Raw genomic sequence first — 22,692 nt, forward strand, 5'->3', positions numbered from 1 at the left:
GTGCGGGAGCGGGCGTGCGGCACGTCGTGCAGGCGTGTCAGCGGGAGCTGTGCGCCAGCCATTCGATCACGCCGGCCGGGAGGTAGGCGGGGTGACGGGGCAGTCCCGTCTGGTATGACACGTAACCGAGCGAGGCCGCCATGTCGGTCTCCTTGGCCGTCTCCCCCTCGTAGACGAGCCGGCAGCCCTTCGTCTGCGCCTTGGCGCGCTCCCAGAGGACGGGCGCCGGCTTGCGCTCCGCCTCGGTGCGCGGGGTGAGGATACGGTCGCCGAAGTCCGCCCAGGCGAACGGGGTGGAGCCCTTCCAGGAGCCGTCGATCTCCTTCTTCAGGGTGGCGGCACGCTCGGCGTCCGTCTCGCCCCAGGAGGAGGGCACATTGGTGATCAGCCCGACCTTGATATGCCGCTCCCGCAGCGTACGCAGATAGGCGGCCGCACCGGGCATGTAGCCGATACGGGAGTCCTCGTCCGTGTGCACCAGGGTCTCGCCCAGATCGAAATAGACGACGGCGCAACCGCGCGCGGCTGCCGTCCACGCCCCGGTCGAAGCGGAGGTGTCCCGCGGCACGGCCGCGCTCGCCGAGGTGCCCAGCGTGGCCGACGCCACCGCAGCGCCCAGAAGGGCGAGACCGGTACGGCGGAAGCCACGGGTGGGGGGTCTGGTCATGGCGGTCAGTGCCTCTCTCTTCGGCGCATCACACGGATGGGCCCCATGTCAGGTGCTTGACAATCGCATGCACAGGGCACCCCTGTGGACCCCCGCGCTCGAGAGAGCTTCCCTTCACGAGCCACTCCTATCCCTCAGATCCCACGCGGAACTACGGCAACCGCGATGGCTCGCTGGGGACAAGGACCAGTGCGATCTCACCGGTGACCAGAGCACCGACCCGGGAGCGGAGCCGGGCCCAGGAGCCGACACAGGGTGCCACCAGCCGTCACGCGTCATCGGAGGTCCACGCCCGGCACCTGGCTCAGCCATCGGGACCCTGCGGGTCGCCGGTTCTTCGCGCCCGGCGGGCGTCCGGGGCCTCTGGTGGGTTTCGGTGCACCGGCTGGCGAACCTGTCGTCGTGCGGAGGTTCCTGATCCCGCGCCGGACGCGGGACAGGGTGAGTGTGTGCGGGCCGCCACTCCCCGCAGGACCTCGCCCCGATCCCCGACGTCGAGTCCAAAGGCGGCGAGCTCACGAGCGCTCGCCGCCGCTACCCCTTCCTCCTGTGGCGTTACGTCGCCCACCTGCACAGGCAAGGCGCTGCCTGGGGGGATCGGCAGCGGGTGGGGGGCTTTGTCAGAAGGTCTCGCGCGCCGGACAGCGGACCTGGAGGATCGCGCGAAAACCCCTTGCGCAATGGTCAAGAGTTGTTGACCATTACTCGCATGCCTACCGATGATCTTCCCGAGACGTTTCACGTCACCACGGACGAGCAGCTGCGCGCCGTCTCCAACCTCACGCGCCACCGGATCATGGCCGTGCTCCGTTTCGAGCCGGCGACGATCACGCAGATCGCCGAGCGGGTGGGCCTTGCGAAGGGGAGTTCCAGCTATCACGTGCGGCTGCTGGAGCGGGCCGGCTTGGTGAAGGTGGTACGGACGCGGAAGGTGCGGGGTGTCACCGAGCGGTACTACGCGATGGCCGCGCGGGCGATCGTGCTGCCGGATCCGGGCGAGGGAGGGCCGGATGTGCTGATGCGGCATGCGGTGGCGGACCTGGAGGCGTCGCCGGTGGATGAGCGGCACGTACGGATGGCGCATCTGCGGCTCACCGAGGAGCAGTTCGCGGAGCTGGGTGCGCGGCTGCAGGCACTGGCCGACGAGTACCGGGAGCTGTCCGATCCGTCGTTGCCGGACGCGTCACTCGTCTTCGCACTGTTTCACCCGGCTCCGCGCGAGCAGGCCGAGGGAGGCGCCAAGTGACCACAGGCGGTCGGATGTTGCCGGCGGGGTTCGGACGGCTGTGGACGGCTCAGACGGTGTCCTCACTCGGTGACGGGGTGTCGCATGCCGCGCTGCCGCTGATCGCCTTGACGTTGACGCGGGATCCGATGGCGCTCGCCGTCGTCACGGCCGCCGGAACGCTGCCGTGGCTGCTCTTCGGGGTGCTCGGCGGTGCGCTGGTGGACCGCTGGGACCGCAGGCGCACGATGTGGGTCGTGGACGCGGCGCGTGCGGTGCTGCTTGCGATACCGGCGGCAGCGGCCGCGCTCGGCATGCTGAGTGTTCCGCTGCTCGCGGCCGTCGCCTTCCTGCTCGGCCTCGGTGGACTCTTCTTCGATACGGCCGCCACGGCCTATCTGCCGGATCTGCTCGGCCGCGACCCCGCACTGCTGGAGCGCGCCAACTCTCGCTTGCGCGGCGCCCAGACCGCTATGTCCGGCTTCGCGGGGCCGCCTGCGGGCAGTGCGCTGCTCGCGCTCGGGCGGGCGGTTCCGCTGCTCGCCGACGCGGTGTCGTTCCTGCTCTCCGCACTGCTCGTACGCACGCTGCCCGCCATGCCCCGGCCCGTGCCGGAGGTCCGCGAGTCGCTGCTTCGGCAGGCGCGGGCAGGGGCGTCGTACGTCTTCCGGGACCGGTTGCTGCTCGGGCTCGCGCTCCGTCCCGCGGTCGGGAACGTCGCCTTCCTCGCTGTGGAGACCGTCCTCGCCCTCTTCGCGCACGACCGCCTCGGCATCGGCACCTACGGCTTCGGCCTGCTCCTCACGGCGGAGGCCATCGGCGGCCTGCTGGGTGCAGGCATCGCCTCCCACCTTGGCCGGCGACTCGGCACCGGCACCGCACTGACGTGCACGGCCGCTGTCGAGGGGCTTGCCATCCTCGGCCTGGCCGCTGCCCCGAACCCGTACGTAGCCGGGCTGGCGCTCGCCGTCTGCGGGGCTGGCATGGGCGCCACGATGGTGCTCGGGCCCTCCCTCCGGCAGGCGATCGTCCCGGCCCACCTCATGGGCCGGGTCGCCTCCACCTCCCGCATGCTGGCCATGTGCGCCGCCCCCATGGGAGCCTTCCTCGGCGGCTGGCTGGCCACCACCTACGACGTCCGTACCCCGCTCTACGCCGCCGCCGTCCTCCTCCTGGCGATGACGACTGTCACGGCATCCATGACCAGCAACCGCCGGGTCGAAGCGGCCCTGCGTGCCGCCGCCCCGGCCGGCGGTCCGGATCATCCGACATCCAAGGATCCCGCCCGGGAGAGTGCACCCGAGGTGTTGTGACACCTGCCGCGAAGGTGTCACAACGATGTCGCGAGGCTCAAGCAGTGCGATTCGACCGTGACGCTGTCATGGCTGGCCTCACCCTGCCCTGGAACTCGGGCGTCGTCGAAGGCCATGTCAACAGGATCAAGATGCTCAAGCGCCAGATGTTCGGCCGCGCAGGTTTCGCCCTGCTCCGCAAACGTGTCCTGCTGTCCTGACGGTGCTGGGAGGTTCGGCTACAAGCCGACCGATCGACGGTTGGGCAGAGCACATGCCGCGGTGCCTCCTGGCATGCGGTGACGATTGTTTGCGACGAGTCGGTACACACCGTGGGCAGCCCACCGCATGGGAGGCAGCATGAGCAACGCACCCACCAGTGCCCACCCTCCGCCCGCGCTCAACAGCGCCTTCGCAACTGCCTGGGCGCCTCCGTACACCACACCTCTGGGAGTCACCCACAGAACTTCATACTCGGCTCGCGTTGAGGTGACACCAAGAGCTTCCAAGTCCGCGAACTGCCAAGCAATGGCCTCGCAACGAGGCTGCAGGCGTCGCTCAGCGAACCTCACCGACGTGGAGCAAAACCCGCAATCTCCATCAAAAACGAGTACAGGCTGATTCCGCATGACCGCATCATGCCGCGCCTACCGCAGGGTGTTCGATCCGCCGACGAATACGGGCCACGGAGCGTCATCGAGCACGGAAGCTGTGCCAGAACCGGTTCTCGTGAACAGGGCCAACGGGGACGGCAGACCGTCGTTGGTGGTCAAAGACCTGGTGGGAGCGACTCCCGTGCCCAGCGCACGGTTGCGGGGGCCGCCGGCGCGACGCTGGGGACTCCGGGCACGACCAGAGTGCTTTACCTCATCGCGTGCGCCGCCGGCCCCACCCAGCACATCGACGTCGGCGTACGCACCGCACAGGCCGCAGGGTGGGACCTGCCTCATCCTCACTCCGTCCGCTGCCCGGTGGTGGGCGGACCGGATGCCCCAACTGGAGCAGTTGACCGGGCACCGGGTGCGGTCACAGTAAAAGCTGCCTTGGGAGAGTTGGCCTGCCGAGCGGCCGGTGTGTGGAGACGGGTCGTGTCGCCGAGGTCCCGGGGAATGGCTTCCGTGTGCTGCGGCACGCCTACGCCTGGATCATGCTGGAGGCGGGTTGGTCCGTGGTCCCTCTGGCGCCGTAGCTCGGCACCCCTCCCGCCTGTCACGCTCGGCTAGCATGCTCGCCTCACGCCGGAGGCCGTAAGCACGGGGCGCACCGGCATTGACGGGCTGCTGGAGAGCGAGGGGAATCGCCATGCTGGTCGAAACTCCCCGGATTCTCCCGGGGGCCGGTTCTCCCGGGGGCCGGCTGACCGTGGCGGATCCTCCAGCTTGTGTGGGCCCGGAGGGAATCATGGATTGTAAGGGCATCCAGTCGGATAGCCTGGGAAAATGTTGACCGAAGTCACGGCGACTCGCTATGTCACGCCCTTGCGTGAGGGCGGCTCGCTCCCCGGCATCGTCGAGGCCGACGATCTCGGCACGTACGTCATGAAGTTCACCGGTGCCGGACAGGGCCGGAAGACCCTGGTCGCCGAGGTCATCTGCGGACAGCTCGGCCGCAGGCTGGGCCTGCGCGTCCCCGAGCTGGCGCTGATGCAGCTCGATCCGGTGATCGGCCTGGGTGAGCCGGACGAGGAGGTCCAGGACCTGATCAAGGCCAGCGGCGGCCTCAATCTCGGGATGGACTACCTGCCGGGCTCCCTCGGTTTCGACCCGCTGGCCTTCGAGGTCGGCGCGGCCGAGGCGGGCCGGGTGATCTGGTTCGACGCGTTGATCAACAACGTCGACCGGTCCTGGCGCAACCCCAACATGTTGGTCTGGCACGGGCAGCTGTGGCTCATCGACCACGGGGCCACCATGATCTGGCACCACAGCTGGCGCGGCGCCAGGGCCGCCGCCGGCAAGCCGTACGACGCCTCCGACCACGTGCTCGCCTCCTTCGCTCCCGATGTCGCCGCGGCGGCCGCCGAGCTGGCGCCGCTGGTCACCGAGGAACTGCTGGCCGAGGTCGTCGCGGACGTACCGGACGAATGGCTGGCGGACGAGCCGGGCTTCGACGGTCCGGACGCGCTGCGCCGCACCTATGCCGAGGTGCTGGCGGAGCGGGCCGCGGTGATCAGTGACCGGATCACCGTCGGCGAACGGACCGGGGACACCGCCTCGCGGGCGCCCGAGTGGCTCACCGGACGGCCGCGGCGGAAGGCAGTGAAGTGAGCGGACTGCACAACGGACGCAACGTCTTCGAGTACGCGCTGCTGCGCGTCGTCCCGCGGGTGGAGCGCGGCGAGCAGATCAACGCCGGCGTCGTCGTCTACTGCCGGGCGACGTCCTTCGTGGCCGCCCGCACCCACCTGGACGAGGCCCGGCTGCTGGCCCTGGACGCCACCGTGGACGTGTCCGGGGTGCGGGCCGCGCTGCACGCGGTCGAGGGCGTGTGCCTCGGCGGCGAGGCCGCCGGCCAGGCGGCCGCCGACGACGCCGGGCGCCGGTTCCGCTGGCTGGTGGCGCCGCGCAGCACGGTCGTCCAGCCCGGGCCCGTGCACACCGGGCTGACCACGGACCCGGAGGCAGAGGTCGAACGGCTGCTCGACCTGCTGGTGCGCTGAGCCGGGGTGCGGGTCCCGGGGCCGGACCGGGGGTGCCCCGGGGTGCCCCCGGTCGTCCGTCGGCGGGCGGTCCGGCGTCCTCACGTGGCCCTCCGGTCCGGTCCCGGCGGGTGATGGCCGTGGTCCGCCCGGCCGGGCCTGCCGGGGTACGGCGTTGACATGCGGTGGTGTGGCTTCTAGCGTCTCCCTGCTGAAGCGACTAAGCGGTTGCTCATCCTCGCCGTCCGGACGGGGTGAGCCGCTACCGAGGCGAGGAGAACCCGCATGTCCACCACCGAGCAGCGCGTCGCCATCGTGACGGGCGCGGCCCGCGGGATCGGCGCGGCCACCGCTGTGCGGCTGGCCGCCGAGGGCCGTGCCGTCGCCGTACTCGACCTCGACGAGGCGGCCTGCGCGGACACCGTGGAGCAGATCACCAAGGCGGGCGGCAAGGCCGTCGCCGTCGGGGCCGACGTCTCCGACTCCGACCAGGTGGCGGCCGCGGTCGCCCGGGTCGCCGAGGAACTCGGCGCGCCGACCATCCTGGTCAACAACGCCGGCGTGCTCCGCGACAACCTGCTGTTCAAGATGAGCGACAGCGACTGGGACACGGTCGTCGCAGTCCATCTGCGGGGCGCCTTCCTGATGGCGCGGGCCTGTCAGAAGCACATGGTGGACGCCGGGTTCGGCCGGATCGTCAACCTCTCCAGCAGCTCCGCGCTGGGCAACCGCGGCCAGGCCAACTACTCCGCCGTCAAGGCCGGTCTGCAGGGCTTCACCAAGACCCTCGCGATCGAGCTCGGCAAGTTCGGCGTCACCGCCAACGCGGTCGCCCCCGGCTTCATCGCCACCGACATGACCGCGGCCACCGCCGCCCGGGTCGGCATGGGCTTCGAGGACTTCAAGGCCGCGGCCGCCACCCAGATCCCGGTGCAGCGGGTCGGCGAGCCGGCCGACATCGCCAACGCCATCGCCTTCTTCACGGGCGACGCGGCCGGGTTCGTCTCCGGCCAGGTCCTGTACGTGGCCGGCGGCCCGCTCGACTGACGGGAGCGACGAGCCATGAACGCACAGGACACCGGGACCGGCAAGGTCGCACTGATCACTGGCGCCAGCCGCGGTATCGGCTACGGCATCGCCGAGGCGCTGGTCGCCCGCGGCGACCGGGTCTGCATCACCGGCCGAAACGCGGACGCCCTCGCGGAGGCCGTCGACCGGCTCGGCGCGGACCGGGCCATCGGGGTGCCGGGCAAGGCCCACGACGAGGCGCACCAGGCGCACGCGGTGGAACGCACCATGGAGGCGTTCGGTCGCATCGACCACCTGGTCAACAACGCCGGGACGAACCCGGTCTTCGGGCCGCTCGCCGAGCTCGACCTCGCGGTGGCGCGCAAGGTCTTCGAGATCAACGTCGTCTCCGCGCTCGGCTTCGCGCAGCGCACCTGGGCCGCCTGGCAGCGGGACCACGGCGGCACGATCGTCGGCATCGCCTCGATCGCCGGACTCGCCCCGTCGCCGTTCGTCGGCGCCTACGGGGTGAGCAAGGCCGCGATGATCAGCCTCACCGAGCAGCTCGCGCACGAGTTCGCGCCCCGGGTGCGGGTCAACGCCATCGCCCCCGGCGTGGTGAAGACCAAATTCGCGAAGGCGCTGTACGAGAACCGGGAGGCGGAGGCGGCCGCGGCCTACCCGCTCGGCCGGCTGGGCCTGCCGGAGGACATCGGCGGCGCCGCCGCCTTCCTCACCTCCGACGCCTCGGCGTGGATGACCGGTCAGACCCTGGTGATCGACGGCGGTCTCTTCCTCAACGCCGGCGTGGGCGCCTGAGGCGCCACCCCAGCCCCCGTGGTGCCGGATTCCCCCGGTCCGGCACCGCGGGACGCCCCCCACCGCCCGCCCCGCCCGGCGGCGCTGTCGGTGGCCGCCGGTACGTTCTTCCTGTCACGCCCGTACCGACCGGAGGAACACCCAAGTGACCGACATGCTGCCCGAGTCCTGGCAGGCCGTCCTCGGCGCCGAACTGGACAAGCCCTACTTCAAGGAGCTCACCGAGTTCGTCGAGGAGGAGCGGGCGAAGGGCCCGGTGTACCCGCCGCGCGAGGAGGTGTTCGCCGCGCTCGACGCCACCCCGTACGACCAGGTCAAGGTGCTGATCCTCGGTCAGGACCCGTACCACGGCGAGGGGCAGGGGCACGGGCTGTGCTTCTCGGTGCGGCCGGGGGTGCGGACTCCGCCGTCGCTGCGGAACATCTACAAGGAGATGCACCAGGAGCTCGGCCACCCGGTCCCGGACAACGGCTATCTGATGCCGTGGGCCCGGCAGGGCGTGCTGCTGCTCAACGCGGTGCTCACGGTCCGCGGCGGCGAGGCGAACTCCCACAAGAACAAGGGCTGGGAGAAGTTCACCGACGCGGTGATCCACGCGGTGGCCGCCCGGCCGGACCCGGCGGTGTTCGTGCTGTGGGGCAACTACGCGCAGAAGAAGCTGCCGTTGATCGACGAGACCCGCCATGTGGTCGTCAAGGGGGCCCACCCCTCCCCGCTGTCGGCGAAGAAGTTCTTCGGCTCCCGGCCGTTCACGCAGATCGACGAGGCGGTCGCGGCCCAGGGCCACCAGCCGATCGACTGGCGGATCCCGGACCTCGGCGTCTGAGCGGTACCCCGCGGGGTTCACCCCACGGTGTAGTCGAGGGTGTAGGGGACGGCCGTCTCGCCGGGTACCGCGGTGTAGCGTCCGGTGCCGGTGAGACCGGTCAGTTCGCCGGTGCCGGAACCGGCGACGACCTCGAAGGTGCAGTGCACCGTGCCGTCCTCCCCGAACGTCGCGTACTGGTCGATCACGAAGCCGCCGCGGCGGCCGTCGAGGGTGCCGTTCAGCAGTTCGTGGCCGCGGCAGACGCCGGTCTTCTCGGTGAGGTAGGTGATCGAGTAGACGCAGGAGGTGCGCTCCGCCGCGATCCCGCCGGAGAAGACGTTCGACACCGTGGCGCGGGCCAGCCGCGCGCCGTCCGGGTTCCGGCCGACGGTGGTCTCGTCCCAGTCGGTGTAGGTGAAGGTGCCGGCGGTGTGCGTGGTCATGCGTGGGTCCTCCTGCTCGTGGGGTGGCCGCCCGCGGCGGCCGGCGGACCGCCTCCGGGCGGTCGCGCGGGGCGGCGGGCGGCCGGGCCGTCCCGGCCGCGGGAGGAACACTGCCCGGCATACCTGACACCCTCTGTCAGGTAGCTGCCGGCCGACTGGGAAAGGGGGTTCCGGTGCGCGCCGACCGTCTGCTCGCCCTGCTCCTGCTGCTCCAGAACCGGGGCCGGCTGACCGCGCCGGAGCTCGCCGCGGAGCTGGAGGTCTCGGTCCGCACGGTCTACCGGGACGTCGAGGCGCTGAGCGCGTCCGGCGTCCCGGTCATCGCCGACCGCGGCCCGGCGGGCGGCTACCGGCTGTTGGAGGGGTACCGCACCCGGCTGACCGGGCTCACCGGCGACGAGGCCGTCTCCCTCTTCCTGGCCGGCATACCGGTGGCCGCGGCCGAGCTGGGCATGGGCTCCCAGCTGTCCCTCGCGCAGCTGAAGCTTCAGGCGGCGCTGCCGGAACCGCTCGGTGAACAGGCGAGGCTGGTGCAGGAGCGGTTCCACCTGGACGCGCCCGCCTGGTTCCGGGAGGCCGACCCGGTGCCCCGGCTGCTGACGGTGGCCGGCGCGGTGTGGCGGCAGCGGGCGCTGCGGGTGCGGTACGAGCGGGCCAGGGGGGAGACGGTGGAGCGCGAGCTGCACCCGCTCGGCCTGGTGCTCAAGGGCGGCCTCTGGTACGTGGTGGCGCGGGCCGCCGGCGGGGACGCGGAACCCCGCACCGCCCCGGCCGGCCCCGGGGCGGCCGGGGGGAGCGCGGAAGCGGACGCCGGGGTCCGCACCTACCGGGTGTCGCGCATCCGCGGCGCCGAGGAACTGACCGGGACCTTCCGGCGGCCGCCCGGGTTCGACCTGGCCGGCTACTGGGACGCCTCGTCCCGGGCGCTGGAGGAGATGCGCTTCAAGGGCGAGGCGCGGCTGCTGCTCTCCCCCCGGGGGATGCGGCTGCTGCCGGCCAAGTTCGGCGCGGTCGGGGCGCGGGCGGCCGCGGCGGCCGGCGAGCCGGACGAGGACGGCCGGTGCTTGGTGACCCTGCCGGTGGAGTCGCTGCCGGTGGCGGTCGACGACATGCTGCGGCTGGGCACCGACGCGGAGGTGCTCGGACCGCCCGAACTGCGGCAGGGGGTCGCCCGCGCCGTCACCGAGCTGGCGCAGCGCTACGCCTCGACCGCCGGCGGCGTATGAGCGCCTGAGCGGGATCACCGGTGGCGGGGGCTAGCGTCGGCGGCACGGTGGACACGCGAGACCGACACGACGGGAGCCGGTGATGTCACCAGCGTGGCAGGAGGCGGCGGACGACGCCGTGATGACCAGGATCGGGCAGGCCGTCATGCTGCACCAGGGCGGGGACCGGGAGGAGGCCCGGAACCGCCTGGCCGGGCTGTGGGAGGAGATCGGCGCGGACGGCGACCCGTACCACCGCTGCACCCTGGCGCACTACCTCGCCGACACCCAGGACGATCCGGCGGACGAGCTGATGTGGGACCGGATCGCGCTGGCGGCGGCGGACGCGGTGGCCGGCGCCCCGGGGCGCGCCGCACGGGTGGCGGTGCGCGGGTTCTACCCCTCGCTCCATCTCAACCTCGCCGCCGACTATCTGAAGCTCGGCCGGCCGGAGGCGGCCCGCGGGCAGCTGGAGCTGGCCCGGGCGGCCTGCGGGGCGCTGGCGGAGGACGCCTACGGCGACGGGGTCCGCGCCGCCATCGCCCGGCTCGGGCTGCGGCTGGACACACCGGCGGACGGGGAGGCGCGGTGGGGGGCGGCGCCGGGGGAGGAGGCCGGCCCGCAGGCATGAGCCCCCGGGCTCCGGCCGGTGGCCGGAGCCCGCCCCCGGCGGCCGCCCCCGGAGCCTGCCCCCGGCGGCCGGCGCGGGCCGGACCGGAGGCGCCGGACGGGGCGTCAGTCCCCGGTGACGCCGTCGATCCGTTCCCGGAGCAGGTCGGCGTGGCCGTTGTGGCGCGCGTACTCCTCGATCATGTGCACATAGATCCAGCGCAGGCTGACCTGCCGGCCGCCCCGCTCACCGGTGTCGTCCAGCGAGTGGCGGGCGGCGATCTCGCGGGCGAGGGCCACCTCCGCGTGCCAGGTGGCGAAGGCCTCCTCCCCGGTGGCCTCCTCGGTCAGGTCGAAGTCGCCGTCCCGTTTCCCCTCGCCGTGGATCCGGGGCACGTCCTCGCCGGCAAGCACCCGGCGGAACCAGGCACGTTCGACCTCCGCCAGGTGCCGCACCAGACCGAGCAGCGAGAGGGTGGACGGGGGCGCCGACCGCTCCCGCAGCCGGGCGTCGTCCAGTCCCTCGCACTTCAGCGCGAGGGTGGCGCGGTGGAAGTCCAGCCAGCTCTCCAGCATCGTGCGCTCATCGCTCTGCAGCGGCGGGTAGTCGCGTGTCGTCGTCATGGCGCGATCATGGCAAGCGGCTACCCCGCTCCACCATCCGATTTCCCGCCCCGTCGGGCGGGCAGCATGCCGCCCAGCAGTTCGGTGAGGCTGGCGCCGAGCTCCGCCACGGTCGGCGTCACGGCGTGGTACTGGCCCGCCGAGCACGAGAACAGGACGCCGTCGCACCAGGCGACCAGCGCCATCGCGTGCCGTTCCGGGGCGGGGGACCCGGCCGCGCGCAACATCCCGACCAGGGGTTCGCGGAAGGTGGCGCCGGCGGTGTCGTAGATCTCCCGGAGCTCCGGTCGCCGGGTCGCCTCCAGCGCCAGCTCGTACCGGGCGAGGAGCAGCGGGCGCTGGGTGGTGAGGCTGCGGTGCAGGGCGGTGGCGACGGCCTCCGCCAGCTCCCGGGGCCCCGCGCCGGGGCCGGGGAGCCGGGCGGGCCCGAGCACCTGGCCCTCGCGCTCGGCGAGCCGGCGCACCGCGGCGGTCAGCAGGGCCGCGCGGGTGCGCGCGTGGTTGGAGGTCGAACCCTGCGGCAGCCCGGCGGCCTCGTCCACGGCGCGGTGGGTCAGCCCGCGCAGCCCCCGGGAGGCGAGCAGGTCGATCGCGGTGTCGGCGATGAGTCGGGCGCGGGCCGCGCTGTCGGCGCGGCCGGTTCGTGCGGCGTTCATGGACCCCAATCTACTGGCGTCACTACAGCTGTAGTAACGTACTTGTCACTACGGATGTAGTTTCCCGGGAGGGGTCATGGAACAGCACCACGCCGTCGTCATCGGAGCCGGTATCGGCGGACTGACCGCCGCCGCGGCCCTGCACCACCAGGGCTGGACCGTCACCGTCCTGGAGCGCGCCGCCGCCCTCGCACCGGTGGGCGCCGGCATCGCGCTGGCCCCCAACGCGCTGCGCGCCCTGGACACCATCGGCCTGGGCGACGACATCCGGGCGCTCAGCGCCTGGCAGGGCGACGGCGGGGTACGCGCCCCCGGCGGACGGTGGCTCTCCCGCACCGACAGCCGGGCCGCCGCCCGGCGCTTCGGCGGCCCCCTGGTCCTGCTGCACCGCGCCACACTGATCGACCTGCTGCTGTCCCGGCTGCCCGCCGGTACCTTGCGCACCGGCAGCCCCGCCACCCCGGCCGAGGCCGGCGGCACCGGACGCCCCGCCCTGGTCACCACCCCGACCGGAGAGATCGGCGCCGACCTCGTCGTCGCCGCCGACGGCATCGCCTCCCCGGCGCGCCGGGCCCTGTTCCCCGGCCACCCCCAGCCCGCCTACGCCGGATTCACCACCTGGCGCATGGTCGTGCCCGGCCCCGACCGGCCCTTCGCCCCCCACGAGACCTGGGGCCGCGGCATGATGTGGGGCAGCCAGCCGCTCAAGGACGGACGGGTCTACGCCTACGCCGGCGCCGTGGTCCCGGCCGGCGGACGCGCCCCCGACGAACGCGCCGAACTGCTGCGCCGCTTCGGCGACTGGCACCACCCGGTCCCCGACATCCTCGCCGCCGCCGACCCCGCCACCGTCCTGCGCCACGACGTCCACACCATGGCGGTCCCGCTGCCCGCCTACCACCGCGGGCGCACCGCGCTGCTCGGCGACGCCGCGCACGCCATGCCGCCCAGCCTCGGCCAGGGCGGAAACCAGGCGGTCGAGGACGCCGTCGTCCTCGCCCACCGGCTGGCGGCCCCCGGCGCCACCGTCCCCGACGCGCTCGCCGCCTACACCCGCGACCGGCTGCCCCGGACCACCGACGTGACCCGCCGCTCCGCCCGGGCCGCCCGCCTCAGCACGCTCGGCAGCCGCCCCGGCGTGGCCCTGCGGAACACCGTCCTCACCGCCGCCGGACTCCTCGCCCCCGGCCTCGGCCTGCGGGCCCTCGACGGCATCGCCGACTGGCGCCCGCCGACCCACCCGTATGCTGCCTGAACACCGTGGCAACCCGCCGCGGCCGGTTCCAGGAGGACATGGTGAAGGTCGGGATCATCGGACTGGGCGACATCGCCCAGAAGGCGTACCTGCCGGTACTCGCCGCCCGGCCGGGGATCGAACCGCACCTGGCGACCCGCACCCCCGCCACCCTCGCCCGGGTCGGCGACACCCACCGCATCCCGGCCGCCCACCGCCACCCGGACCTGGACTCGCTGCTCGCGGCGGGCCCGGACGCGGCCTTCGTGCACGCCCCCACCAGCGCCCACCCCGAGATCGTCACCCGGCTCGTCGAGGCCGGCGTCCCCACCTACGTCGACAAGCCGCTCGCCTACGACCTCGCCACCAGCGACCGGCTGGTGAACCTCGCCGCCGAACGGGGCGTCGGACTCGCCGTCGGCTTCAACCGCCGGCACGCCCCCGGCTACGCCCAGTGCCTGGAGCACCCGCGCGACCTGATCCTGATGCAGAAGAACCGCGTCGGACTGCCCGAGGACCCGCGCACCCTGGTGTTCGACGACTTCATCCACGTCGTCGACACCCTGCGCTTCCTGGTCCCCGGCCGCGTCGACCACATCGACGTCCGGGCGCGGATCCGGGACGGGCTGATGCACCACGTCGTACTCCAGCTCTCCGGCGACGGGTTCACCGCGATCGGCACCATGAACCGGATGTCCGGCGCCACCGAGGAGATCCTCGACGTCTCCGGACGGAACGGCAAGCGCCAGGTGCTCGACCTCGCCGAGGTCGTCGACCACCAGGGCCGGCCCACCGTCCACCGCCGCGGCGACTGGATCCCGGTCGCCCGCCAGCGCGGCATCGAACAGGCCGCCCTCGCCTTCCTGGACGCCGTGCGCGCCGGGACCCCGCTCACCGCCGAGGACGCCCTGCTCACCCACGCGCTGTGCGAACGGATCGTGGCCGACGCCCTCGCCCAGGCCGGGTGACCGCCCGCACCCCCTGAGCGGCCCCGTACAGCACCAGCGCCGCCGCCGACCCGTACACCGGCCAGGCCCCCCACCGTACGTACGGGCTGGTGCCCGCGCCCAGCGGCACGGTGTACAGCACCGCCGCCGACTCACCGGTGCCCAGCCGCGGACCCACCCCGGCACCGCTCGGCCCGTGAACCGCGCTCACCCCGGTCAGCGTCGCGTGCACCATCGGACGCCAGGTCTCCGCGGCCCGCAGCGCCGCCAGCGAGGCGTGCTGCTCCGGGGCCCAGGAGCGCTGGAACGTCGAGGTGGAGGACTGGGCGACCAGCAGCTGTGCCCCGTCCCGCACCAGCACCCGGCTCATGTCCGGGAACGCCGACTCGAAGCAGACCAGCGGGCCGACCCGCAGCCCCCGCGCCTCCGGCAGCGTCATCACCACCGGCTCGGTGCCGCGCCGGCGGTCCTCCGCCGCGGCCCGGCCCACCGAGGTGGCCCAGCCCAGCATCGACCGCAGCGGGATGTACTCCCCGAAGGGCACCAGCCGCATCTTGTCGTACCGCACCCCGACCGGGCCGGTGGCGTCCACCAGGACCGCGCTCTTGAAGATCCCGGTCTGGTCCCGGCGCCGGGCGTCCACGTTCACCAGCAGGTCCGCGTCGACCGAGCGGGACAGCGCGGCCAGCCGCTGCCGCAGGTCCGCGCGTCGCGTCAGGTCCTGGCCCACGCTGCTCTCGCCCCAGACCACCAGGTCCGGACGGTGCCCGGCCAGTTGCCGGGTCAGCTCCTCGTTGCGGTCGAACCGCCGCTCGTACCCGGACACCACCCCCGGCTGGACCACGCCCACCCGCACCGCGCCGGCGGACTCCGGCCGGGGCGCCCACAGCCACGCCCCGCCGACCGCCGCGGCGCACGCCGCCGCCGCGGTCACCGCCACCGCCCCGGTCACCGGCCGGACCACCGGGACCAGCAGCACCAGCGCCGTGTTCACCGCCACCACCAGCCAGCCGACCAGCCACACGCCGCCCAGCGACGCCAGCCGCAGCGCGGCCGGCACCTGCCACTGACTCGCCCCCAGCAGTCCCCACGGCCCGCCCAGGTACTCCCAGGACCGGACCAGCTCCACCATCAGCCAGCCGGACGGGACCAGCACCACCGCCGCCGCGGCCCGGCCGGCGCCCGGCGCGCCGTGCAGCAGCCGGTGTGCCAGCCACCCCCACGGCGCCCAGAGCAGCCCCATCAGCGCCGCGAGGACGAAGAGGAACACATGCAGACTCGGCAGCAGCCAGTGGTGGACGGCCAGCATGAACCCGGCGCCGCCCAGCCAACCCTCCAGCGCCGCCCGCCGGGCCGTCGGCGCGGACCGCACCAGCAGCAGCCAGGGCACCAGCGCGGCCCAGGCCAGCCACCACCAGGACGGCTCGGGGAACGCCAGGGCGGGCAGCGCGCCCGCCGCCAGGACGGCGGCCCCGCGCACCCAGCGGGAGGCGGCCGGCCGGCCCCGGCGGGCCCCGTGGCGGAACGGCTTCCGCACCCCGCGCCTCCCAAGTCCCGGCAGGCCGTCGGCGGTGCCGGGGCAGCCGGGGCGGCCCGCCACCGGTGTGGTGGAACGTCGTTCGTTGGCGGTCACCACCAGTGTGGCCGACGGGGAGCGCCGAGCCCAGCGTGCGGCACGGTGCGGTCACCCGCCCCCGGGCGCCCGGCGCCTCAGCCCGCTTCCGGGACCAGCGGCTGCTCGGCCCAGATGGTCTTGCCCTGGCGGCCGTACCGGCTGCCCCAGCGGGCGGTGAGCTGCGCGACCAGGAACAGCCCGCGGCCACCCTCGTCGGTGCTGTGCGCCCGGCGCAGCCGGGGCTGGGTGTTGCTCGGGTCGGTGACCTCGCAGACCAGCACGTCGGCCCGGATCAGCCGGAGCCCGACCGGGCCGCCGGCGTAGCGGATCGCGTTGGTGACCAGCTCGCTGACCACGAGTTCGGTGGTGAAGGCCAGCTCGTCCAGACTCCACGCGGCCAGCTGGCGGGTCGTCGCCTCCCGGGCCCCGGCCACCGCCGCCGGATCGGCGGGGAACTCCCATTCGGCGATGTCCGCCGGCGGCACGGTCCGCGGGCGGGCCAGCAGCAGCGCGATGTCGTCCTGCGGCGGGTGGTCGCCGAGGTCCACCAGCAGCCGCCCACCGATGTCGTCCAGCGGCCGGCCGGGCCGGCAGTGGGCGGCCAGCCCGGCGGCCAGCAGCCGCAGGCCCTCGCCGTCGTCCCGCGAGCCCACCCGGTCCACCAGGCCGTTGGTGTACATGGCCAGCACGCTGCCCGGCGCCAGCTCCACCGCGGTGCTCTCGAAGGGCAGGCCGCCCACGCCCAGCGCCGGGCCGGGGGCGACCTCGACGACCCGGGTGGTGCCGTCGGGAAGGACCACCACCGGCGGCTCGTGCCCGGCGCTGGCGAAGTCGCAGCGGCGGGTGACCGGATCGTAGACGGCGTAGAGGCAGGTGGTGCCCACCGCGTCCTGGGCGCCCGGCCCGGCCTCCCGCGCCAGCCGCGCCACCAGGTCGTCGACGTGGGTGAGCAGTTCCTTGGGATCCAGCTCCAGGTCGGCGAGGGTCTGCACGGCGGTACGCAGCCGGCCCATCGTCGCGGTTGCGTGCAGGCCGCGACCGATCACGTCCCCGACGACCAGCGCGACGCGCAGCGACGGCAGCGCGATGACGTCGAACCAGTCGCCGCCGACCCCGCCGCCGGCCGGCAGGTACAACCCCGCCGTCTCCGCCGCCGGGGTGTCGGTCACCGCGGGCGGCAGCAGGCTCTGCTGGAGCGCGATCGCCGTCCGGTGCTCACGGGTGTAGCGGCGGGCGTTGTCCACGGTCAGCGCCGCCCGGGAGGCCACCTCGCGCAGCAGCTCGCCGTCCTCGGGGCCGAACGGGTCGGGCTGCTCGGTCCGCCAGGCCATCACCGTGCCCAGCATCAACCCGCGGGCGAACAGCGGCGCCACGGCGCAGTGACGGCCCTCCGGGGGCACCAGCAGGTCGGTCAGCGGCGTGCGGCCGAACTCCGCGATCGCCCGGTCCCGGTCGGTCAGCACCACCTGGCCCTGCTGCACCCGGCGCAGTCCGGGGACGTCCGGGATCCGCGGGACGGACGCGCCCCGGGGCAGCATCCCGGCCGGCCACTCGCCGCTCGCCGAGGCGATCGCCACCCGGCGCAGCGGGTGCTGGCGGGCCCCCAGGACCTGCGGCGGTTCCTCCCCGGCGAGCACCGCCTCGGCGATGTCCACCCCCACCAGATCGGCGAACCCGGGCACCAGGACGTCGGCCACGTCCTGCGCGGTACGCGTCACGTCCAGGGACCCCCCGATCCGGGCGGCGGCCTCGATCAGCAGGGCGAGGTGGTCGCGCGCCCGCCGCTGCGCGGAGACGTCGGCGAACGCGGAGGCGACCCCCAGCGGACGGCCGCGGTGGTCGTCGAGACGGAACGCGGACAGCGACACCGTCCGGCGCCGCCGCCCGGGGGCGACGACCTGCTGCTCCTTGCCGAACACCGGTCTGCCGGTCTCCAGCACCCGGCGCAGCGTCCCCTCGGTGTCCAGGCCGGGCAGCTCGTCCGGGGCCGGGGCGGGCCCGCCGCCCTCCTGCCCGGCGTTGGTCCGCACCGTCCGCAGGGCGAGGTCGTGCAGTCCGATGCCGAACAGATCCTGGTCGAACAGCGCGCGCAGCAGCGCCGCGCCGTAGCCGACCTCCTCCAGCAGCCGGGAGGGCACCGCCGCGACCAGCAGTTCCGCCGAATCGTCCAACGGCATCGCGAGGAAGGTGACGTCGACCGCGCCCGCCCGGCCACCCAGCCTGACCCGTCCGGTGCGCGGCAGACCGGCCGCGCACTCCGGGGGAGTCGGCGCGCCGGCCGGCGGCTCCGCGGCGGCGAGCAGGGACCGGACCGGTCGCCCCACGACGTCCGCGCCGGGCCGGCCGACCAGTTCCGCGGCGGCCCGGGACCAGCGGAGCACCGTGCCGTCGGCGTCCACGACGGCGGTGGCGACGGCGTCGAAGAGCCCGGACCCGTCGAGGGGGGGATCGGTGTGTGCGCCCATCGTGCTCCTGGCCCGGCGGGTGGCTCGCCCCGCCTCGGGAGATTCGTTCCCAGTATCCGGGACCCGGCCGGTTCACGCCCGCCGGAGCCGGCCCGGCCCTCCCGCACCGCCGCCGCGGCTCTCGGTCACTACCGCCGCGGGGGTGCGGGAAGGGTCCGGCCACCGGAGCCCGTGCCCGGCCCGGCGACCGGTCACCGGCCCGGTCGGCGGCTCACTCGTCGTAGTACTCGCCGTCGTCACCCTGGACGCGCGCGCCCAGCACCCCGGCGATCTCGCGCATCTTGCCGAGCAGCGCCGGGTCGGGGTTCTTCCCCGTCACCCGGCCGTCCCGCCAGTGCAGCCAGGCGCCGTGGGTGTCCCCTGCGGGGTGGCCGGCCAGCCGCACCAGCCCCTCCGAGCGGAACTCCAGCACCGCGTCCTGACCGGGGGCCACGGCCCGGGCGGCCGGCACCGGCTCCAGGCACGGGTCGGCGGCGACCACCGCCGCCCACTCCCGCGTGGTGATCGGCTCGCCCGCTTCGTCCCACCACGGAGTACCGCGGGTGATGTGCACGTCGTAACCCATGGCCGCCACGGTAGGCGGCGGGACCGACACCGCCGGGGCCGGTGGGCGGCGGGCGCGGCGGGGCCCGGCGTGGGGTGGCCGCGGAGGGCGGCTCGGGCCACGCCGGCCCGGGCCCGTGGTGACGGCACCGGCCGGCCCCGCCGCCCCGGCCCACGAGGGCGCAACCCGGCCGGGACGGCGGGGTTCGGAGCGGTGGGGGAGGTGGCCGGTATCCGCTGTTCGGCTGATTCCTTGCGGTAGGGATACTGGCGGCCATGCGCATCGACTTCGACCCCCGGGCCATGGACCGCACCGCGTTCTACCGGCTGCTGACCGCCACCGTGGTGCCCCGGCCCATCGCCTGGATATCCACCACCTCGGCGGACGGGACCGACAACCTGGCCCCGCACTCCTTCTTCACCATCTCCTCGGTGGCCCCGCCGGTCGTGCAGTTCACCTCGGTGGGACGGAAGGACACCCTGCGCAACATCGAGGACACCGGCGAGTTCGTGGTCAACCTCGCCCCCCGGCCGCTGCTGGCGGAGATCAACGCGACCGCCACCGACTTCCCGCCGCGGATCGGCGAGTTCGACGCGGTGGGCGTGGCCCGGGAGCCGAGCCTGCGGGTGAAGGCGCCGCGGGTGGCCGACTCCCCGGTGGCGCTGGAGTGCGAGACGCACAGCATGCTGCGGATCGGCGACTCCACCGTGGTCTTCGGGCGGGTGGTGCACGCCGCGGTCGACGAGGCGGTCCTGGTCGACGGCCACCCCGAGATCGGCCTGCTCGCCCCGCTGAGCCGGCTGGGCAAGGACGAGTGGGGGACGACCGGCGAGGTGCTGGAGCTCTCCCGGGTCCGCTACGCGGACCGGCCGGCCGGGGCCGCCGCGGTCCAGGGCGCCGACCGGTAGACGCCGAAGGGTCCCGCGTACCGTGCCGGACGGTTGCGCGGGGCCCTTCGGCCCTGGCGTGGCGCCGTGCTCGGTCGCCGGACACCGGCCGCTCGTATCGGCAGAAGCGGACTATCGCCTGAGGGCACGCGAAGGCCCCGTGGCGGGCCCCGGGGGCCGCTGCCCGATCTTGTCGATCAATTCCCGAGACGGCGGCTTCCTGGCTTCATCGGCCACCCATGGGAGCCCGGGCGCCGGCATGTGGGGCCGGTGCTCTTGTCGGCCCCGCCTGGTACACCAGCCGTATGACCCCCGACAGCCCCGCGCCCCTCCCTGGCTTCGAAGATCCGCTGATGCCGCCGGAGGGGCGCCCCCTGGTGCGCTGCCGCGCATGCGGCCGGCCACTCCGCGACCGAGACGCCCGCCTGTGGGGCCTCGGAGCCGGATGCAGACACAAGCTCGACACCCGCACCGCACCGCGGCTCCGCGAGCACGAGGTCGAGCAGGACACGTTGCCGGGGACATAGGCCGGTGCGGCACGGTGAACCTGGAAGGTTCTGCCCGCCTCAGAAGCGCGTATGACCTCGTGCTGTGACCGGAAAGGTTCACCGGCCCGGGGCATCCACCGGACTGTGTGACACGGAGGGTTTGCTCGTTCCGTTAGGGTGCGCCGAATGGACGACAGCACTTCACGGCAGCACTCAACGGCGACTCAAACCCTGTACTTCCATCCTGACTATCTCGATGCGGTACGCGCCGAACAGAAGACGACCACGGTGCGTTTCCGCGACCCGGTGGAGACGGGCCCGGTGAGCCTGGTGTTCGAGTCGGACGACGAGGTGGCCCTACCGGGTGTCGTCACGCAGGTCACTGCCAGGACGGTTGCCCAGCTGAGCGAGTCGGACGCCCGAGCGGACGGTTTCCGTGATCTCGCCGAGCTTCACGACAGGCTGCGGTTTCACTACCCCCAGATCGAGCCGACCGACACCATCGCCATCGTGCACTTCCGGTTGGTGAAATGAGTGGTTGACCGCAGGCATCGACTGGAGTGGCTCCCCGCGTGATCGACCATGAGGAGGAACAGTGGCAAATGCCACGCTACTCGCCGCGCTAGCCGGTGTGTTGGGGACTCCCCTCGCGCCCGTCCTGTCCCAGCGCCTCCACAGGCAGCAGCAGGCACGACTATCGCCCCTCTCGCTGCGGGAGTCCGGGCAGGCCGGGAAGGACGAGTGGCGGCGCCCCGCCCTCCTCCGGGAGGGTGGGGCGCCGCTGCGTTACTTCGGCAGCTTCACGCTGAAGCCGCTGCCGTCGCCCAGGTAGGTGAGCGTGCCGCCCCGCTCCGGCACGTCCAGGATGAGCTTCCCGGTAACCCCCTGCCCCGGCTTGTACGTGGTGTCGAGGTCGGGCCCGTCCACCGTGTTCAGCGTGGTGGCGTCCTGTGCGGCCGTGTCCGCGTCCTCCCACTGGACCTGGCCGTAGGTCATGATGTCGGCCGGCTTCCCCTTGACGTTCTTCAGGGTGAGGCCCAGTCGCAGGTACTGGCCCTCGGCCGGCAGTGACGTCCCGGCCTCTTCCTCCGACGCTCCCACGTACTCGGCCTCGTCGACGGTGACTTCGAACGTCGCCACCTGGTTGCCGTCGACATCGGCCACGGTGAAAGTGCCGGACTCGCCGACGGACAGCGCGGCCGGGGGAGCGCCCTCGGCCGGCTCCTCGGTGGCTCCCTCAGGAGGGGTGCCTTCGTCCGAGCAGTGCTTCATCCACTCGGCCTGACTCACGTCCTGCTTCGTGCAGTCGAAGTCGGACGGTGCGGCCTTGGGCTTCTCGGCCTGCTTGTCCTCGTCGCCCCCGCAGCCGGTGAGCGGCAGGCAGGCGGCGAGCACGAGGGCTGCGATGGTCCGTGTGCGCATGGTGGTCCCCTGGTGGTTGGTCCCGAACTCCGTGTCGCAGCCGTGCGGCCACGGTGCGTTGCCGGCGAATGCCTGCGCCGGGGGTGGGAGAGAGATGGGAGATGATCATGGGAAGCAGTGCAGACCGGCTACCGGCCAGGTCCGGGGAAGGCCGACCACCCGGACCGTCTCCAGACCTCCCGGTGGGCGGTTCACTCCCCGGACTCGCCTGCGTGAGGACTCAGGGCGCCCGCTCCCACCAGGGCAAACAGCAGGATGCCGAGCAGGATCCGGTAGATCACGAACGGCATGAAGCTCTTGGTGGTGATGAACTTCATGAACCACGCGATGACCGCGTATCCCACCAGGAAGGCGATGATCGTCGCGAAGATGGTGGGGCCCCAGGAGACGTGCCCGCCCTCGGACGCGTCCTTCAGCTCGAACGCCCCCGAGGCGAGCACCGCGGGGATCGCCAGCAGGAACGAGTAGCGGGCCGCGGCCTCCCGGGTGTAGCCCATCAGCAGACCGCCGCTGATCGTCGCGCCGGACCGGGATACGCCGGGGACCAGGGCCATCGCCTGGCAGATGCCGAAGATCAGGCCGTCCTTGACGTTCAGCTGCTCCAGCGACTTGCGCTGCTTGACGGCCCGGTGCCGCCCGCCGGTCTCGTCCCGCGCCGCCAGCCGGTCCGCCAGGCCCAGCACGATGCCCATCACCACCAGGGTGGTGGCGGTCAGCCGCAGATCGCGGAACGGCCCCTCGATCTGGTCCTTGAAGGTCACCCCGAGCACGCCGATCGGGATCGAGCCCACGATCACCAGCCAGCCCATCTGGGCGTCGTGGTCGCCGCGCATGCGCTTGTCGGTGAGCGAGCGGAACCAGGCGGAGACGATCCGGGCGATGTCCTTGCGGAAGTAGATCAGCACGGCGGTCTCGGTGCCGATCTGGGTGATGGCGGTGAAGGCCGCGCCCGGATCCTCCCAGCCGGCGAAAGCGGCCGTGAGCCGCAGATGCGCGCTGGAGGAGATCGGCAGGAACTCGGTCAGCCCCTGGACGAGTCCGAGGATGAGTGATTCGAACCAAGACATGAAAACTAGGCCATCCGGATGATGATCGAGGC

General features: G+C 73.3%; 25 protein-coding genes and 1 pseudogene. 16 read left to right on the top strand and 10 right to left on the bottom strand.

Annotated features, from left to right (window positions below; translation table 11 throughout):
- Window positions 1-37 precede the first annotated feature (37 nt).
- The gene (locus ACH4B3_RS24980) at window positions 38-667 is read right to left on the bottom strand and encodes a hypothetical protein (protein ID WP_398466230.1); all 630 of its coding nucleotides are present in this window, start codon (window positions 665-667) and stop codon (window positions 38-40) included.
- Between the two features lie 709 nt (window positions 668-1,376).
- On the opposite strand from ACH4B3_RS24980, the gene ACH4B3_RS24985 reads away from it, so the two are divergent.
- Genes ACH4B3_RS24985 through ACH4B3_RS24995 form a run of 3 tightly spaced genes read left to right on the top strand, consistent with a single transcriptional unit; the run spans window position 1,377 to window position 3,405 of the window.
- Window positions 1,377-1,913 (top strand): ArsR/SmtB family transcription factor, encoded by a 537-nt coding sequence (locus ACH4B3_RS24985; protein WP_398466232.1) that lies wholly within the window; start codon window positions 1,377-1,379, stop codon window positions 1,911-1,913.
- Between the two features lie 17 nt (window positions 1,914-1,930).
- The gene (locus ACH4B3_RS24990) at window positions 1,931-3,205 is read left to right on the top strand and encodes an MFS transporter (protein ID WP_398466471.1); all 1,275 of its coding nucleotides are present in this window, start codon (window positions 1,931-1,933) and stop codon (window positions 3,203-3,205) included.
- 44 nt (window positions 3,206-3,249) lie between these two features.
- Window positions 3,250-3,405 (top strand): hypothetical protein, encoded by a 156-nt coding sequence (locus ACH4B3_RS24995; protein WP_398466484.1) that lies wholly within the window; start codon window positions 3,250-3,252, stop codon window positions 3,403-3,405.
- 18 nt (window positions 3,406-3,423) lie between these two features.
- On the opposite strand, the gene ACH4B3_RS25000 is transcribed toward ACH4B3_RS24995, so the two are convergent.
- Window positions 3,424-3,813 carry a thiol-disulfide oxidoreductase DCC family protein gene (locus ACH4B3_RS25000; protein ID WP_398466233.1) on the bottom strand — a complete coding sequence of 130 codons (390 nt, stop codon included), beginning with the start codon at window positions 3,811-3,813 and terminating at the stop codon, window positions 3,424-3,426.
- A 228-nt stretch (window positions 3,814-4,041) separates the two neighbouring features.
- On the opposite strand from ACH4B3_RS25000, the pseudogene ACH4B3_RS25005 reads away from it, so the two are divergent.
- The 6 genes and pseudogenes from ACH4B3_RS25005 to ung all read left to right on the top strand — a co-directional run.
- Window positions 4,042-4,210, top strand: a pseudogene (locus ACH4B3_RS25005) (flavoprotein); the annotation flags it as partial.
- A 413-nt stretch (window positions 4,211-4,623) separates the two neighbouring features.
- The gene (locus ACH4B3_RS25010) at window positions 4,624-5,448 is read left to right on the top strand and encodes a HipA family kinase (RefSeq protein ID WP_398466235.1); all 825 of its coding nucleotides are present in this window, start codon (window positions 4,624-4,626) and stop codon (window positions 5,446-5,448) included.
- Window positions 5,445-5,840: a DUF3037 domain-containing protein gene (locus tag ACH4B3_RS25015; RefSeq protein WP_398466237.1), complete on the top strand. Its 396-nt coding sequence runs from the start codon at window positions 5,445-5,447 to the stop codon at window positions 5,838-5,840. The genes ACH4B3_RS25010 and ACH4B3_RS25015 overlap by 4 nt, the downstream gene beginning before the upstream one ends.
- 264 nt (window positions 5,841-6,104) lie before the next feature.
- Complete coding sequence (gene fabG, locus ACH4B3_RS25020) at window positions 6,105-6,866, top strand: 3-oxoacyl-ACP reductase FabG (protein WP_398466239.1); 762 nt, start codon at window positions 6,105-6,107, stop codon at window positions 6,864-6,866.
- A gap of 15 nt (window positions 6,867-6,881) precedes the next feature.
- Complete coding sequence (locus tag ACH4B3_RS25025) at window positions 6,882-7,646, top strand: SDR family oxidoreductase (RefSeq protein ID WP_398466241.1); 765 nt, start codon at window positions 6,882-6,884, stop codon at window positions 7,644-7,646.
- A 145-nt stretch (window positions 7,647-7,791) separates the two neighbouring features.
- On the top strand, window positions 7,792-8,472 hold the full coding sequence (gene ung / locus ACH4B3_RS25030) for a uracil-DNA glycosylase (RefSeq protein WP_398466243.1): 681 nt from the start codon (window positions 7,792-7,794) through the stop codon (window positions 8,470-8,472).
- 17 nt (window positions 8,473-8,489) lie between these two features.
- Here ung and ACH4B3_RS25035 read toward each other — a convergent pair whose 3' ends face one another.
- On the bottom strand, window positions 8,490-8,897 hold the full coding sequence (locus ACH4B3_RS25035; RefSeq protein ID WP_398466245.1) for a DUF3224 domain-containing protein: 408 nt from the start codon (window positions 8,895-8,897) through the stop codon (window positions 8,490-8,492).
- Between the two features lie 173 nt (window positions 8,898-9,070).
- On the opposite strand from ACH4B3_RS25035, the gene ACH4B3_RS25040 reads away from it, so the two are divergent.
- On the top strand, window positions 9,071-10,123 hold the full coding sequence (locus ACH4B3_RS25040) for a helix-turn-helix transcriptional regulator (RefSeq protein WP_398466247.1): 1,053 nt from the start codon (window positions 9,071-9,073) through the stop codon (window positions 10,121-10,123).
- A gap of 82 nt (window positions 10,124-10,205) precedes the next feature.
- Window positions 10,206-10,733, top strand: a complete 528-nt coding sequence (locus ACH4B3_RS25045; RefSeq protein ID WP_398466249.1) for a hypothetical protein — start codon at window positions 10,206-10,208, stop codon at window positions 10,731-10,733.
- A 104-nt stretch (window positions 10,734-10,837) separates the two neighbouring features.
- Here the strand turns inward: ACH4B3_RS25045 and ACH4B3_RS25050 are convergent, their stop codons facing one another.
- Window positions 10,838-11,335 (bottom strand): DinB family protein, encoded by a 498-nt coding sequence (locus ACH4B3_RS25050; protein ID WP_398466251.1) that lies wholly within the window; start codon window positions 11,333-11,335, stop codon window positions 10,838-10,840.
- 20 nt (window positions 11,336-11,355) lie between these two features.
- On the bottom strand, window positions 11,356-11,991 hold the full coding sequence (locus ACH4B3_RS25055; protein WP_398466253.1) for a TetR/AcrR family transcriptional regulator: 636 nt from the start codon (window positions 11,989-11,991) through the stop codon (window positions 11,356-11,358).
- A gap of 76 nt (window positions 11,992-12,067) precedes the next feature.
- Between ACH4B3_RS25055 and ACH4B3_RS25060 the strand changes: the two genes are divergently transcribed.
- Both ACH4B3_RS25060 and ACH4B3_RS25065 read left to right on the top strand, forming a co-directional pair.
- Window positions 12,068-13,246, top strand: coding sequence for an FAD-dependent monooxygenase (locus tag ACH4B3_RS25060; RefSeq protein ID WP_398466255.1), 1,179 nt, complete (start codon window positions 12,068-12,070; stop codon window positions 13,244-13,246).
- A gap of 41 nt (window positions 13,247-13,287) precedes the next feature.
- Window positions 13,288-14,193, top strand: a complete 906-nt coding sequence (locus ACH4B3_RS25065) for a Gfo/Idh/MocA family protein (protein ID WP_398466473.1) — start codon at window positions 13,288-13,290, stop codon at window positions 14,191-14,193.
- Here the strand turns inward: ACH4B3_RS25065 and lnt are convergent.
- The 3 genes from lnt to ACH4B3_RS25080 all read right to left on the bottom strand — a co-directional run bounded on the left by lnt (window position 14,138) and on the right by ACH4B3_RS25080 (window position 18,817).
- Window positions 14,138-15,709, bottom strand: a complete 1,572-nt coding sequence (gene lnt, locus ACH4B3_RS25070; protein WP_398466257.1) for an apolipoprotein N-acyltransferase — start codon at window positions 15,707-15,709, stop codon at window positions 14,138-14,140. The two genes, ACH4B3_RS25065 and lnt, sit on opposite strands and share 56 nt — an antisense overlap.
- A gap of 173 nt (window positions 15,710-15,882) precedes the next feature.
- Window positions 15,883-18,252, bottom strand: a complete 2,370-nt coding sequence (locus ACH4B3_RS25075; protein ID WP_398466259.1) for a SpoIIE family protein phosphatase — start codon at window positions 18,250-18,252, stop codon at window positions 15,883-15,885.
- Window positions 18,253-18,463: 211 nt separating this feature from the next.
- Entirely contained in the window at window positions 18,464-18,817 is a 354-nt protein-coding gene (locus ACH4B3_RS25080) for a hypothetical protein (RefSeq protein WP_398466261.1), read from the bottom strand.
- Between the two features lie 254 nt (window positions 18,818-19,071).
- On the opposite strand from ACH4B3_RS25080, the gene ACH4B3_RS25085 reads away from it, so the two are divergent.
- From ACH4B3_RS25085 to ACH4B3_RS25095, 3 genes are all read left to right on the top strand, one after another.
- A complete protein-coding gene (locus ACH4B3_RS25085; protein WP_398466263.1) occupies window positions 19,072-19,704 on the top strand; it encodes a flavin reductase family protein in 633 nt (210 codons plus the stop codon).
- 332 nt (window positions 19,705-20,036) lie between these two features.
- Entirely contained in the window at window positions 20,037-20,210 is a 174-nt protein-coding gene (locus tag ACH4B3_RS25090) for a DUF6011 domain-containing protein (RefSeq protein ID WP_398466475.1), read from the top strand.
- 147 nt (window positions 20,211-20,357) lie between these two features.
- Window positions 20,358-20,705, top strand: a complete 348-nt coding sequence (locus tag ACH4B3_RS25095; RefSeq protein WP_398466264.1) for an ASCH domain-containing protein — start codon at window positions 20,358-20,360, stop codon at window positions 20,703-20,705.
- Between the two features lie 252 nt (window positions 20,706-20,957).
- On the opposite strand, the gene ACH4B3_RS25100 is transcribed toward ACH4B3_RS25095, so the two are convergent.
- On the bottom strand, window positions 20,958-21,593 hold the full coding sequence (locus ACH4B3_RS25100) for a DUF4352 domain-containing protein (RefSeq protein ID WP_398466266.1): 636 nt from the start codon (window positions 21,591-21,593) through the stop codon (window positions 20,958-20,960).
- 191 nt (window positions 21,594-21,784) lie between these two features.
- Window positions 21,785-22,660 (bottom strand): undecaprenyl-diphosphate phosphatase, encoded by an 876-nt coding sequence (locus tag ACH4B3_RS25105; protein WP_398466268.1) that lies wholly within the window; start codon window positions 22,658-22,660, stop codon window positions 21,785-21,787.
- Window positions 22,661-22,692 lie beyond the last annotated feature (32 nt).

The sequence above is a fragment of the Streptomyces sp. NPDC018031 genome, from assembly GCF_044327625.1.
Taxonomy (GTDB): Bacteria; Actinomycetota; Actinomycetes; order Streptomycetales; family Streptomycetaceae; genus Streptomyces.